Annotated in this window: 6 protein-coding genes and 3 rRNA genes; 2 read left to right on the top strand and 7 right to left on the bottom strand. The window is 63.5% G+C overall.

Translation table 11 applies throughout. From position 1 onward, the window contains the following. Positions 1-89: 89 nt before the first annotated feature. From ABIE67_RS08900 to ABIE67_RS08920, 5 genes are all read right to left on the bottom strand, one after another. A complete protein-coding gene (locus ABIE67_RS08900) occupies positions 90-2585 on the bottom strand; it encodes a sugar phosphate nucleotidyltransferase (protein ID WP_370255753.1) in 2496 nt (831 codons plus the stop codon). A 115-nt stretch (positions 2586-2700) separates the two neighbouring features. Further along, positions 2701-3309, bottom strand: coding sequence for a CDP-alcohol phosphatidyltransferase family protein (locus tag ABIE67_RS08905; RefSeq protein WP_328882991.1), 609 nt, complete (start codon positions 3307-3309; stop codon positions 2701-2703). A gap of 109 nt (positions 3310-3418) precedes the next feature. Continuing rightward, positions 3419-3535 (bottom strand): 5S ribosomal RNA (gene rrf / locus ABIE67_RS08910). An 89-nt stretch (positions 3536-3624) separates the two neighbouring features. Continuing rightward, positions 3625-6746: ribosomal RNA gene (locus ABIE67_RS08915) — 23S ribosomal RNA — on the bottom strand. Positions 6747-7050: 304 nt separating this feature from the next. Beyond that, positions 7051-8576: ribosomal RNA gene (locus tag ABIE67_RS08920) — 16S ribosomal RNA — on the bottom strand. Together the 16S, 23S and 5S rRNA genes form the textbook arrangement of a ribosomal RNA operon. Positions 8577-9122: 546 nt before the next feature. Here ABIE67_RS08920 and ABIE67_RS08925 point away from each other — a divergent pair. Both ABIE67_RS08925 and ptsP read left to right on the top strand, forming a co-directional pair. Continuing rightward, entirely contained in the window at positions 9123-9572 is a 450-nt protein-coding gene (locus ABIE67_RS08925) for a PTS glucose transporter subunit IIA (RefSeq protein ID WP_370255754.1), read from the top strand. An 80-nt stretch (positions 9573-9652) separates the two neighbouring features. Continuing rightward, positions 9653-11323 (top strand): phosphoenolpyruvate--protein phosphotransferase, encoded by a 1671-nt coding sequence (gene ptsP, locus ABIE67_RS08930; protein ID WP_370255755.1) that lies wholly within the window; start codon positions 9653-9655, stop codon positions 11321-11323. Positions 11324-11396: 73 nt separating this feature from the next. On the opposite strand, the gene ABIE67_RS08935 is transcribed toward ptsP, so the two are convergent. Together ABIE67_RS08935 and ABIE67_RS08940 are read right to left on the bottom strand one after the other, a co-directional pair. Then, positions 11397-12290: a hypothetical protein gene (locus ABIE67_RS08935; RefSeq protein WP_370255756.1), complete on the bottom strand. Its 894-nt coding sequence runs from the start codon at positions 12288-12290 to the stop codon at positions 11397-11399. Positions 12291-12367: 77 nt separating this feature from the next. Then, the gene (locus ABIE67_RS08940; RefSeq protein WP_370255757.1) at positions 12368-14338 is read right to left on the bottom strand and encodes an acetoacetate--CoA ligase; all 1971 of its coding nucleotides are present in this window, start codon (positions 14336-14338) and stop codon (positions 12368-12370) included. Positions 14339-14377: the final 39 nt, after the last annotated feature.

Raw genomic sequence — 14377 nt, forward strand, 5'->3', positions numbered from 1 at the left:
GTCGCCACCGATACCTCCGAATGGCCCCACCGGCGTGCCGGACAGGCCCCTTGAGGAGGCCTGACCGGCACGCGCGCGTGGTACGTGCTTCAGCGGCCGGCGCTGTCCACGACCGCCGCCCATTCATCGAGCAGGGCCTGGGCGGAGGCGTCGTCCGGCCCCTCGGCCCAGAGATGCGTGACCGCCTCGGCCGGGTCGGGCAGAACCATCACCCAGCGCCCGTCGGTCTCCACGACCCGCACACCATCGGTCGTGTCGACAAAGCGATCTCCGGCCGCCTCCACGACCCTCCTCATCACAAGACCCTTGACGGCCCAGGGAGTCGCAAGATCCCGCTTGATGACATGTGCCCGCGGAATCCGCGCGTCGATCTGGCTCAGCGTGAGCTGCGTCCGCGCCACCAGGCCGATCAGCCGCACGAAGGCCGCCGTGCCGTCGAAGACACTGCTGAACTCCGGAACGATGAACCCGCCCTTACCGTCACCGCCGAAGATCGTCGTGTCATCGCGACCGACCCGGGTCAGGTCGTCCGGCGAGGTCGTCGTCCACTCGACCTGAGTCCCGTGGTACGCCGCCACCTGCTCGGCGATCCTCGTCGTGGTCACCGGCAGCGCCACACGCCCGCTGCGCCGCTCCGCGGCCACGAGGTCCAGCATGACGAGCAGGGCCCGGTCGTCCTCGACGATCCGCCCCTTCTCGTCGACCAGCGAGAGCCGCTCACCTACCGGGTCGAACCGCACCCCGAAGGCAGCCCGCGCGGACGCCACGATCTCTCCCAGTCGCACCAGCCCCGACCGCCGCGCATCCGCCGACTCCGTGGGCCTGGACTCGTCGAGACCGGGATTGATGGTCAGCGAGTCCACACCGAGCTTGCCGAGCAGGCTGGGCAGCACGAGCCCCGCGCTCCCGTTCGAGGCGTCGACGACCACCTTCAGCCCCGACTCCGAGATCCCCGTCGTATCGACGTTCCGCAGCAACGACCCCGTATACGAGTCGAAGACACTGGCCGGAAAGTGCAGGTCCCCGATCTCACCCGGGAACGCACGCCGGTACTCCTGCCGCGCGAACACCCGGTCCAGCTTCCGCTGGCTTCCCTGCGACAGGTCGGCCCCCCGCCCGTCGAAGAACATGATGTCCACGGAATCAGGCACTCCGGGCGTCGTCCGGATCATGATCCCACCGGCACTGCCCCGCGCGGTCTGCTGCCGCGCCACCGGCAGAGGTACGTTCTCCAGGTCGCGTACGTCGATGGCGCTGGCCTGCAGCGCGGAAATGACCGCCCGCTTAAGCGCCCGCGCACCGCGGGAGTGGTCGCGAGCCGTCGTGACGGTGGACCCCTTCTTCAGGGTCGTCGCATACGCGCCGGCAAGGCGCACGGCGAGCTCGGGCGTGATCTCCACGTTCAGGATCCCGGAGACACCACGCGCACCGAAGAGATGCGCCTGGCCCCTCGACTCCCAGATCACCGAGGTGTTGACGAACGCGCCGGCCTCGATGGTCTTGAACGGGTAGACGCGCACATTGCCCTGGACGATCGATTCTTCACCGATCAGGCATTCATCGCCGATGACCGCGCCGTCCTCGATCCGAGCAGCGCGCATGATGTCGGTGTTCTTTCCGACGACGCAACCGCGCAGATTGCTGTGTTGCCCGATGTACACGTTGTCGTGCACCACAGCCTTGTGCAGAAACGCCCCGCTCTTCACGACGACGTTCGAGCCGACGACGGTGTGCTCCCGGATTTCCGCACCGGCTTCGACCTTGGCGTAGTCCCCGATGTACAGGGGCCCACGGAGAACTGCATCGGGGTGCACCTCGGCACCTTCCGCCACCCACACACCCGGGGAGATCTCGAAGCCGTCGATCTCGACGTCGACCTTGCCCTCCAGGACGTCGGCCTGCGCCTTCACGTAGCTCTCGTGGGTGCCCACGTCCTCCCAGTAGCCCTCCGCGACATACCCATAGATCGGCTTGCCTTCCTTCATCAACTGCGGGAAGACATCGCCGGACCAGTCCACGGGAACGTCGGGCTCGACGTAGTCGAAGACCTCGGGCTCCATCACATAGATGCCGGTGTTCACGGTGTCCGAGAAGACCTGCCCCCAGGTCGGCTTCTCGAGGAAGCGCTCGACCTGCCCTTCCTCGTCGACGATCGTGATACCGAATTCCAGCGGATTGGGCACACGAGTCAGACAGACCGTGACCAGTGCGCCCTTTTCCTTGTGGAAATTGATCAGTTCGGTGAGGTCGAAGTCGGTCAGGGCATCACCGGAGATGACAAGGAAAGCATCGTCCTTCAACGCCTCTTCGGCGTTCTTGACGCTTCCGGCGGTACCGAGTGGCTTCTCCTCATTGGCATAGCTGAGCTCCATTCCAAGCTCTTCACCGTCACCAAAATAGTTCTTGACCAGAGAGGCCAGGAACTGAACTGTCACGACGGTCTCATTCAGCCCATGCCTTTTGAGCAGCCTCAGAACGTGCTCCATGATCGGCCGGTTGGCCACCGGCAGGAGCGGCTTGGGCATGCTTGAGGTCATGGGACGAAGGCGCGTGCCTTCGCCACCGGCCATCACGACGGCCTTCATGTCGGAAGCGTCCTCCTCGAAGAGACGACGGTCTAGCCGACTTCACCCGTCCAGATTGTCCCGCACTTTTCCTCTGCGGGCCATCGAGCCACTACGCCCGCTTCAATCGGCGAGTTCAATCGGCCATGGCGTCCGCACGGACCAGGCGGCGGACTTGTACCACGTAGAGGACTCCTGCCCACCAGTACAGCGTCGTACCCCATCCGGCGAACGCCCATCCGAAAATAGCAGCCAGTGACGGGATCCAACCACTTCCGTCACTGAGCAGCAACAGCGGGAAGGCATACATCAAGTTGAAGGTGGCGGCCTTCCCGAGGAAGTTCACCTGAGGCGGCGGATAGCCATGCCGCCGGAGGATGCCCACCATCACCAGCAGAACCAGCTCCCGCGCCAAAAGTGCAGCGGTCAACCAGACTGGCAGAATCTCGCGCCAGGTGAGACCGACCAAAGTCGAGAGAATGTAGAGCCTGTCGGCCGCGGGGTCGAGAAGCCGGCCGAGGCTGCTGATCTGGTTCCAGCGCCGCGCCAGCTTGCCGTCCAGGTAGTCACTGACGCCACTCAGAGCCAGCACCAGAAGTGCCCAGCCGTCACTCTTCGGCCCACCGAACTCGGGCCTGAGAATCAGCCACAGGAACAGCGGCACGCCAAGCAGCCGCGCCATGCTGAGGATGTTGGGGATGGTGAGCACCCGGTCTGTCTGGACACGGGTCTCCTGGACCTCCACCCGGGGGCCTCCTGTGGGAAACGTACTTACGATGCCCCCTGACCCTACCTCAACACAAAAAAGCTCTGGCCCTCGGGCTGTATGCCCAAGAGCCAGAGTTCTAAAAGGAGTTCGGCGGCGTCCTACTCTCCCACAGGGTCCCCCCTGCAGTACCATCGGCGCTGTAAGGCTTAGCTTCCGGGTTCGGAATGTAACCGGGCGTTTCCCTCACGCTATAACCACCGAAACACTATGAAACTGTCCAGCCGCACCACGCCGTGACCAGGCATGGGGCTGTTCGTGGTTTCAGAACCAACACAGTGGACGCGAGCAACTGAGGACAAGCCCTCGGCCTATTAGTACCGGTCACCTCCACACGTTACCGTGCTTCCAGATCCGGCCTATCAACCCAGTCGTCTACTGGGAGCCTTACCCCATCAAGTGGGTGGGAGTCCTCATCTCGAAGCAGGCTTCCCGCTTAGATGCTTTCAGCGGTTATCCCTCCCGAACGTAGCCAACCAGCCATGCCCTTGGCAGAACAACTGGCACACCAGAGGTTCGTCCGTCCCGGTCCTCTCGTACTAGGGACAGCCCTTCTCAAGACTCCTACGCGCACAGCGGATAGGGACCGAACTGTCTCACGACGTTCTAAACCCAGCTCGCGTACCGCTTTAATGGGCGAACAGCCCAACCCTTGGGACCGACTCCAGCCCCAGGATGCGACGAGCCGACATCGAGGTGCCAAACCATCCCGTCGATATGGACTCTTGGGGAAGATCAGCCTGTTATCCCCGGGGTACCTTTTATCCGTTGAGCGACGGCGCTTCCACAAGCCACCGCCGGATCACTAGTCCCGACTTTCGTCCCTGCTCGACCCGTCGGTCTCACAGTCAAGCTCCCTTGTGCACTTACACTCAACACCTGATTGCCAACCAGGCTGAGGGAACCTTTGGGCGCCTCCGTTACTCTTTAGGAGGCAACCGCCCCAGTTAAACTACCCATCAGACACTGTCCCTGATCCGGATCACGGACCCAGGTTAGACATCCAGCACGACCAGAGTGGTATTTCAACGACGACTCCACGAACACTGGCGTGCCCGCTTCAAAGTCTCCCACCTATCCTACACAAGCCGAACCGAACACCAATATCAAACTGTAGTAAAGGTCCCGGGGTCTTTCCGTCCTGCTGCGCGAAACGAGCATCTTTACTCGTAGTGCAATTTCACCGGGCCTATGGTTGAGACAGTCGAGAAGTCGTTACGCCATTCGTGCAGGTCGGAACTTACCCGACAAGGAATTTCGCTACCTTAGGATGGTTATAGTTACCACCGCCGTTTACTGGCGCTTAAGTTCTCAGCTTCGCCACCCCGAAGAGTGACTAACCGGTCCCCTTAACGTTCCAGCACCGGGCAGGCGTCAGTCCGTATACATCGCCTTACGGCTTCGCACGGACCTGTGTTTTTAGTAAACAGTCGCTTCTCGCTGGTCTCTGCGGCCACCCCCAGCTCGAGGAGCAAGTCCTCTCACCAGACGTGGCCCCCCTTCTCCCGAAGTTACGGGGGCATTTTGCCGAGTTCCTTAACCATAGTTCACCCGAACGCCTCGGTATTCTCTACCTGACCACCTGAGTCGGTTTAGGGTACGGGCCGCCATGAAACTCGCTAGAGGCTTTTCTCGACAGCATAGGATCATCCACTTCACCACAATCGGCTCGGCATCAGGTCTCAGACTATGTGCCAGGCGGATTTACCTACCTGACGTCCTACACCCTTACCCCGGGACAACCACCGCCCGGGATGGACTACCTTCCTGCGTCACCCCATCACTCACCTACTGCAAGTCTGGTTCGTCGGCTCCACCACTCCCCTTTGCCCGAAGGCTCCAGGGCGGCTTCACGGACTTAGCATCGCCTGGTTCAATGTTTGACGCTTCACAGCGGGTACCGGAATATCAACCGGTTATCCATCGACTACGCCTGTCGGCCTCGCCTTAGGTCCCGACTTACCCTGGGCAGATCAGCTTGACCCAGGAACCCTTAGTCAATCGGCGCACACGTTTCTCACGTGTGAATCGCTACTCATGCCTGCATTCTCACTCGTGAACCGTCCACCACTGCCTTCCGGCGCGGCTTCACCCGGCACACGACGCTCCCCTACCCATCACAGCAGGCGTTGGCCCTATATGCTGCAATGACACGACTTCGGCGGTACGCTTGAGCCCCGCTACATTGTCGGCGCGGAATCACTAGACCAGTGAGCTATTACGCACTCTTTCAAGGGTGGCTGCTTCTAAGCCAACCTCCTGGTTGTCTCTGCGACTCCACATCCTTTCCCACTTAGCGTACGCTTAGGGGCCTTAGTCGATGCTCTGGGCTGTTTCCCTCTCGACCATGGAGCTTATCCCCCACAGTCTCACTGCCGCGCTCTCACTTACCGGCATTCGGAGTTTGGCTAAGGTCAGTAACCCGGTAGGGCCCATCGCCTATCCAGTGCTCTACCTCCGGCAAGAAACACACGACGCTGCACCTAAATGCATTTCGGGGAGAACCAGCTATCACGGAGTTTGATTGGCCTTTCACCCCTAACCACAGGTCATCCCCCAGGTTTTCAACCCTGGTGGGTTCGGTCCTCCACGAAGTCTTACCTCCGCTTCAACCTGCCCATGGCTAGATCACTCCGCTTCGGGTCTTGAGCGCGCTACTATACCGCCCTATTCGGACTCGCTTTCGCTACGGCTTCCCCACACGGGTTAACCTCGCAACACACCGCAAACTCGCAGGCTCATTCTTCAAAAGGCACGCAGTCACGAGAACAAGGCAAGCCTTGTTCCGACGCTCCCACGGCTTGTAGGCACACGGTTTCAGGTACTATTTCACTCCCCTCCCGGGGTACTTTTCACCATTCCCTCACGGTACTATCCGCTATCGGTCACCAGGGAATATTTAGGCTTAGCGGGTGGTCCCGCCAGATTCACACGGGATTTCTCGGGCCCCGTGCTACTTGGGTGTCTCTCAAACGAGCCGCTGACGTTTCGACTACGGGGGTCTTACCCTCTACGCCGGACCTTTCGCATGTCCTTCGTCTACATCAACGGTTTCTGACTCGTCTCACAGCCGGCAGACTGTGAAAGAGAGATCCCACAACCCCGTACACGCAACCCCTGCCGGGTCTCACACGTATACGGTTTAGCCTCATCCGGTTTCGCTCGCCACTACTCCCGGAATCACGGTTGTTTTCTCTTCCTGCGGGTACTGAGATGTTTCACTTCCCCGCGTTCCCTCCACATACCCTATGTGTTCAGGTATGGGTGACAGCCCATGACGACTGCCGGGTTTCCCCATTCGGAAACCCCCGGATCAAAGCCTGGTTGACGACTCCCCGGGGACTATCGTGGCCTCCCACGTCCTTCATCGGTTCCTGGTGCCAAGGCATCCACCGTGCGCCCTTAAAAACTTGGCCACAGATGCTCGCGTCCACTGTGCAGTTCTCAAACAACGACCAGCCACCCATCACCCCCGGTACAAACCGGAGTTCACTGGGGCCGGCTTCCGAAGCACAACCTCACGGCCGTTACTTCAGACACCCAACAGCGTGCCCGACACCCTCGCCACTTTCCGTTCCGTTCCACGCCGAAGCAGTACTGGGAAGAAAAGATGGTCAAGTGTGCCGAATAATCAACGTTCCACCCATGAGCAACCAGCATCAGACATTCGCCGATGTACTGGCCTCTGGACTGCCGAGGCAGCCTAGAAGTGCTCCTTAGAAAGGAGGTGATCCAGCCGCACCTTCCGGTACGGCTACCTTGTTACGACTTCGTCCCAATCGCCAGTCCCACCTTCGACAGCTCCCTCCCACAAGGGGTTGGGCCACCGGCTTCGGGTGTTACCGACTTTCGTGACGTGACGGGCGGTGTGTACAAGGCCCGGGAACGTATTCACCGCAGCAATGCTGATCTGCGATTACTAGCAACTCCGACTTCATGGGGTCGAGTTGCAGACCCCAATCCGAACTGAGACCGGCTTTTTGAGATTCGCTCCACCTCGCGGTATCGCAGCTCATTGTACCGGCCATTGTAGCACGTGTGCAGCCCAAGACATAAGGGGCATGATGACTTGACGTCGTCCCCACCTTCCTCCGAGTTGACCCCGGCGGTCTCCTGTGAGTCCCCATCACCCCGAAGGGCATGCTGGCAACACAGGACAAGGGTTGCGCTCGTTGCGGGACTTAACCCAACATCTCACGACACGAGCTGACGACAGCCATGCACCACCTGTACACCGACCACAAGGGGGCGCCTGTCTCCAGACGTTTCCGGTGTATGTCAAGCCTTGGTAAGGTTCTTCGCGTTGCGTCGAATTAAGCCACATGCTCCGCTGCTTGTGCGGGCCCCCGTCAATTCCTTTGAGTTTTAGCCTTGCGGCCGTACTCCCCAGGCGGGGAACTTAATGCGTTAGCTGCGGCACCGACGACGTGGAATGTCGCCAACACCTAGTTCCCACCGTTTACGGCGTGGACTACCAGGGTATCTAATCCTGTTCGCTCCCCACGCTTTCGCTCCTCAGCGTCAGTAATGGCCCAGAGATCCGCCTTCGCCACCGGTGTTCCTCCTGATATCTGCGCATTTCACCGCTACACCAGGAATTCCGATCTCCCCTACCACACTCTAGCTAGCCCGTATCGAATGCAGACCCGGGGTTAAGCCCCGGGCTTTCACACCCGACGTGACAAGCCGCCTACGAGCTCTTTACGCCCAATAATTCCGGACAACGCTTGCGCCCTACGTATTACCGCGGCTGCTGGCACGTAGTTAGCCGGCGCTTCTTCTGCAGGTACCGTCACTTTCGCTTCTTCCCTGCTGAAAGAGGTTTACAACCCGAAGGCCGTCATCCCTCACGCGGCGTCGCTGCATCAGGCTTTCGCCCATTGTGCAATATTCCCCACTGCTGCCTCCCGTAGGAGTCTGGGCCGTGTCTCAGTCCCAGTGTGGCCGGTCGCCCTCTCAGGCCGGCTACCCGTCGTCGCCTTGGTAAGCCATTACCTCACCAACAAGCTGATAGGCCGCGGGCTCATCCTTCACCGCCGGAGCTTTCGACCCTCACAGATGCCTGCGAGAGTGATATCCGGTATTAGACCCCGTTTCCAGGGCTTGTCCCAGAGTGAAGGGCAGATTGCCCACGTGTTACTCACCCGTTCGCCACTAATCCCCACCGAAGTGGTTCATCGTTCGACTTGCATGTGTTAAGCACGCCGCCAGCGTTCGTCCTGAGCCAGGATCAAACTCTCCGTGAATGTTTTCCCGTAATCGGGATGAACACCACGAGAGCGGAACAGCCAGGCGGAATAAGCCCGGCCGTTCACAGCGTCCTCGCTGTGTTTTTTCAAAGGAACCTCGCCCCAGCAGATGCTGGAGACGGGGTATCAACATATCTGGCGTTGATTTTTGGCACGCTGTTGAGTTCTCAAGGAACGGACGCTTCCTTTGTACTCACCCTCTCGGGCTTTCCTCCGGGCGCTTCCCTTCGTTGTTCCAAACTCTATCAGGGTTTTTCCGACTCCCTGACCACCGTCCTGCAGGCATGCAGGAGGTGACCCCGAGATAGGATCTGACAAGTTGGTTGCTGCCGGGCGAGGATGCGCGGTTGCTTCGCTCAACCCCAAGCAGGAGTACGACTGTACACGCGGCCGCGGAGCGGGTGCAAATCCATTTGAGGTATGGTCTAGACCACTCTGGAGTGCTCGCACGGAACCGGCACTTCATGTGACATACCCTGCTGAACAGTGTGCCGTTGCACAGGCTGACGGCCCATATCGATCTCCACCCCTGGGAGGCTTCCCATGACCACCGTGACGTCCCCATTGGCAGGACGCGCCGTAGGACTGGCGTCCGTGCCGGATCCGGTCTTCTCCGGGGCCATGGTCGGCCCGGGCACCGCGATCGACCCGGTGCGTGAACCGTCCGAGGCTGTGTCGCCGGTGGACGGAGTCATCGTCTCTCTCCACCCGCACGCGTTCGTCGTCGTCGACGAGCAGGGTCACGGTGTACTCACCCACCTCGGTATCGACACCGTGCAGCTCAACGGTGAAGGCTTCGAGCTGCTCGTGAACAAGGGGGACACCGTGACGCGCGGACAGGGCATCGTCCGCTGGAACCCGTCGGCCGTCGAGGCAGCCGGCAAGTCCCCGGTGTGCCCGGTCGTGGCCCTCGAGGCCACGGCAGAGGCGCTCTCCGAGCTGCGTGCTGACGGCGATGTGAAGGCCGGTGACAGTCTCTTCGTCTGGAAGTGACTTCTGTGCCGTCGTATGACGGCGAGTGGACGACAACCACCGCGGCGGCGGGACCCGCCGCACTATCGGAGACGGGTGAGATGGAGACAACCCTGCGAGGCGTCGGCGTGAGCCACGGTGTGGCGATCGGCGAGGTTCGGCACATGGGAACGGCGGTCCTCGAGCCGCCTGCCAAGCAGATACCGGCCGAGGAGGCGGAGCGCGAACAGGGGCGTGCCCGCAAGGCCGTGGAGGCTGTGGCAGCTGACCTGATGGCGCGCGGCAACCTGGCGGGGGGCGAAGCGCAGGCGGTGCTCGAGGCCCAGGCCATGATGGCCCAGGACCCCGAGCTGATGGCGGACGTGGACCGGCGTATCGCCGTCGGCAGCACGGCCGAGCGCGCTGTGTACGACGCCTTCGCCGCGTACCGCGAGCTGCTTGCCGGTGCCGGCGAGTACCTTGCCGGCCGCGTGGCCGACCTCGATGACGTGCGGAACCGTATCGTCGCTCGTTTGCTCGGGGTCCCGATGCCCGGTGTCCCGGACAGCGACGAGCCCTATGTCCTGGTCGCTCGCGATCTCGCCCCGGCCGACACGGCGCTGCTGGACCCGACGCTGGTTCTCGGCTTCGTCACCGAGGAGGGCGGGCCGACCAGCCACAGCGCGATTCTGGCGCGGGCGCTGGGGGTGCCGGCCGTGGTCGCGCTGCCGGGTGCCGGTGAGCTCACCGAGGGCACGGTCATCGCCGTCGACGGCAGCACGGGTGACATCTTCGTGAACCCGAGCGAGGAGAAGAAGCGGGAGCTGGAGGCCGCTGCCGCCGCCCGCAAGGCCGCACTCGCGGCGTCGACCGGTCCGGGTGCCACCGCAGACGGGCACAAGGTGCCGCTGCTGGCCAATGTCGGCGGGCCGTCCGACGTTCCGGCCGCCGTCGAGGCGGGGGCTGAGGGTGTCGGTCTGTTCCGGACGGAGTTCCTCTTCCTCGACGACAGCAAGAAGGCGCCGTCGGAGGAGAAGCAGGTAGAGGCCTATCGGCAGGTTCTCGAGGCCTTCCCCGAGGGGCGGGTCGTCGTACGTGTGCTCGACGCGGGCGCGGACAAGCCGCTGGACTTCCTGACGCCGGCCGATGAGCCGAACCCGGCGCTGGGTGTGCGAGGCCTGCGAACGCTGCTGGACCACCCCGAGGTGCTGCGTACCCAGCTGACGGCACTCGCGAAGGCAGTGGAAGGGCTGCCCGTCTACCTCGAGGTCATGGCCCCGATGGTGGCGGACCGTGCCGATGCCAAGGCGTTCGCGGACGCGTGCCGTGCGGCCGGGCTTCAGGCGAAGTTCGGTGCGATGGTGGAGATTCCGTCGGCCGCGCTGCGGGCGCGTTCGATCCTGCAGGAGGTCGAGTTCCTGTCGCTGGGGACGAACGACCTCGCGCAGTACACCTTCGCCGCGGACCGTCAGGTGGGTGCGGTTTCCCGTCTTCAGGATCCGTGGCAGCCCGCGCTGCTCGACCTTGTGGCGTTGTCCGCGGAGGCCGCGAAGGCCGAGGGCAAGAGCTGTGGTGTCTGTGGTGAGGCGGCGTCCGACCCACTGCTGGCGTGTGTGCTGACCGGTCTGGGTGTCACCTCCCTGTCCATGGGGTCGGCGTCGATCCCTTACGTCCGGGCGACGCTGGCGAAGTACACGCTGGCGCAGTGTGAGCGTGCTGCTGCGGCCGCGCGGGCGGCGGACAGCGCCGAGGAGGCGCGCAACGCTGCTCAGGCCGTGTTGTCCGGCGAGTAGCCGGAGTAGGACGGCTACACCGTATTTGTCGTGGGGCGCTCCACCCTCTGAGGGGGAGCGCCCCACAGGCGTTTCAGTGGTGGTGTGCCGGTGGCGCTTCCTCATTGCCGAGGTCCGGTGGCACGCAGTAGTCGACACCCGACTCCGGGGAGATGAGGTCTCCGGAATCGATGTCGGTGCAGTAGGCGTCGAAGACCTCTCCCGCGGTGAGGGGTTCCAGGCCTTCTCCGCGCAGGCGCCACCCGTAGATGCGGTCGGAAGTGCCGGGGGTACTGGTCCGCATCACGAGTCCTCCGGGGCTCTTGGTGGCGAGGCCGAGGGCGAGGACGGTGGTGAACTCCAGGGCTTCGGCCTCGTCCAGGTGTGTGGCGCCCGTGGCGTCTTCGTCGGCGTGCAGGACGGCGAGGAGTGTCTCGGGGGTTCCCGTGACACTGCAGACCAGGTGCCGGCTTCCCGGGTGGGCCGTGTCGAGGATGCGGACGAGGAAGTTCGAGGCGCGGATGAAGGCCGCGCGGCCGATGTCCTCGCCGCAGGTGGCGCAGGCACCCAGTCGTGCCAGGAGTGTGGACGCGTACTCCCAGGTGGCTTGTCGGACGGCTTCGTCGACGAGGGCCGGGACGAGGTCCGCCAAGGGCTGGCCCTGGTAGGGGACGGTGGGTCCTGTCGTGGCGATTTCGGCGGTGAAGCGCGTGCGGCTCGACGGGATGTCGGGGTCGAGGCCCCTTGCCGCGCAGAACTCGGCGTACTCCTGCGGGTCGAAGAGGGCGATCGTCGTATGGCTTCCTTGGGAGGCCCGGGTCCTGAGCAGGGCCTCCACCTGTTGGAGATACATCTTGTGGTCGTCGAAGGTGAAGCTGCGGTAGTGCCTCATGGCACGGAAGTCGTGCTCGTCGGTCAGCAGGCCGATCGTGCCGGCGATTTCGCGGCGCAGGACGCGTCGCATCGTCTGGTCGTCGGTGTGCGCCATGTTTCCCCCTTGCAGTCGATCAATGCTCACTCACAGTAACCGGCGGCACTGACAACGGCGTCGGGCGATGGTGTCGGTCAGGCGCGCTTGCGGGCCAGCTCCTCGTAGAAGTGCAGGAGGTCGAGGTTGTCGATGGAGCCCGGGTTGACCGCCTTCTCCAGCGGTGTGCCTTGGAGGAGGCGCTTCACCGGGACCTCGATGCGCTTTCCGGTGAGGGTGTGGGGGACACCGGGGACCTCGATGATCTCGTCGGGGATGTGACGTGGAGAGAGCTGTTCGCGGATGGTCTGCTTGATGCGGGTCAGGAGCTCTTCGTCGAGTACGGCTCCCGGGACCAGGTGCACGAACAAGGGCATCCAGTAACCGCCGTCGGGCTGTTCGATGCCGATGACGAGGGATTCCTTGATCTCAGGGAGGCGCTCCACCGCTTCGTAGATGTCGGCCGATCCCATGCGGACGCCCTGGCGGTTGAGGGTCGAGTCGGAGCGGCCGTGGATGACGACGGAGCGGCGGGATGTGACGGTGATCCAGTCGCCGTGGCGCCATACGCCGGGGTAGGTGTCGAAGTAGCTGTCGTGATACCGGTTGCCGTCGGGGTCGTTCCAGAAGTAGATCGGCATGGACGGCATGGGGTTGGTGACGACGAGTTCGCCCACCTCGTCGATGAGGGGTTCGCCGCTGGGGTCCCAGGACCGCAGGTCGGTGCCGAGACCGGGGGCCTGGAGCTCGCCGATGTACACGGGCAGGGTGGGCACGGCTCCCGCGAAGCAGGAACACACGTCCGTGCCGCCGCTGACGGAGGCGATCCAGAGGTCGTCGCGGACCTCGTCGTGCAGCCAGCGGAATCCGTCGGGCGGCAGCGGTGAGCCGGTCGTGGCGACGCAACGAACCTGGGAGAGGTCGAAGTCGCGTGCCGGCCTCACGTCGGCCTTGCGGCAGGCCATGACGTACGCGGCGGAGGTGCCGTAGAGGGTTGCTCCCGTTTGTTCGGCCACTCGCCATTGGGCGCCCGTGTCGGGATAGCCGGGGCTGCCGTCGTAGAGGACGATCGTGGTGCCGGTGAGGAGGCCGGAGACGAGGAAGTTCCACATCATCCAGCCCGTCGACGTGTACCAGAAGAAGCGGTCCTCGGGGCCCAGGTCGCAGTGCAGCCCGAGTTGTTTGAGGTGCTCGACGAGGATGCCGCCCTGGGACTGGACGATGGCCTTGGGGAGGCCGGTCGTGCCGGAAGAGTAGAGGACCCAGAGGGGGTGGTCGAAGGGCACCTGCTCGAAGACGGGTTCCTCGTCGGCGGCTGTGAGGGCCGACCACTCCAGTGCGCCTTCGGGTGCCGCCGTGCCGAGGAGCGGAATGTGCACCACGGCGCGCAGCGTGGGCAGTTCGCGGCGCAGTTCGGCGACGATGTCGCGGCGGTCGTGCTCCTTGCCGCCGTAGCGGTAGCCGTCGACGGTGAAGAGGAGGACTGGTTCGATCTGCTGGAAGCGGTCGAGGACACTGCGGGCGCCGAAGTCGGGGGCGCAGGAGGTCCAGACACCGCCGACGGCGGCTGTGGCCAGGAGGGCGACGACGGCCTGCGGGATGTTCGGGAGGTAGCCGCTGACGCGGTCTCCGGGGCGCACGCCGAGGCCGCGCAGCTCGGCGGCGAGGGAACCGACCTGGCGGCGCAGCTCGGACCAGGTCACGGGGCGGGGCTGCTCGTGGGTTTCGTCGACGTACAGAAGGGCGGGTTCGTCGGCGCGGGTCGCGGTGGCGCGCAGGGCGTGCTCGGCGTAGTTCAGGGTGGCGCCGGGGAACCATTGGGCGCCGGGCATCGAGCGGTCGCCCAGCACGCGCGTGTAGGGGGTCGAGAAGCGTACGTCGAACCACTCCGTGACGGCTTTCCAGAAGGTGTCCAGTTCGTCGACCGACCAGCGGTGCAGGGCCGCGTAGCCGCCCTGGGAGGGCGCACCATGGTTCTCGGCGGCCCAGGCCTGGAACTTGGTGACCTGAGCCTGGGCGATGCGTTCCGGATCTGGCTGCCAGAGCGGCTGAGGGTTCATGATCGACATGGAGTGGCTCCCGGACTGTGCGCGTCGTGTGCGTCTTCC

The organism is Streptomyces sp. V4I8 (genome assembly GCF_041261225.1).
Classification (GTDB): Bacteria; Actinomycetota; Actinomycetes; order Streptomycetales; family Streptomycetaceae; genus Streptomyces.

What these genes read in the sequence shown, in the direction of transcription:
- ABIE67_RS08900 (WP_370255753.1), bottom strand. Translation starts at nt 2,585, where the DNA reads ATGAAGGCCGTCGTGATGGCCGGTGGCGAAGGCACGCGCCTTCGTCCC.
- ABIE67_RS08925 (WP_370255754.1), top strand. Translation starts at nt 9,123, where the DNA reads ATGACCACCGTGACGTCCCCATTGGCAGGACGCGCCGTAGGACTGGCG.
- ptsP (WP_370255755.1), top strand. Translation starts at nt 9,653, where the DNA reads ATGGAGACAACCCTGCGAGGCGTCGGCGTGAGCCACGGTGTGGCGATC.
- ABIE67_RS08935 (WP_370255756.1), bottom strand. Translation starts at nt 12,290, where the DNA reads ATGGCGCACACCGACGACCAGACGATGCGACGCGTCCTGCGCCGCGAA.
- ABIE67_RS08940 (WP_370255757.1), bottom strand. Translation starts at nt 14,338, where the DNA reads ATGTCGATCATGAACCCTCAGCCGCTCTGGCAGCCAGATCCGGAACGC.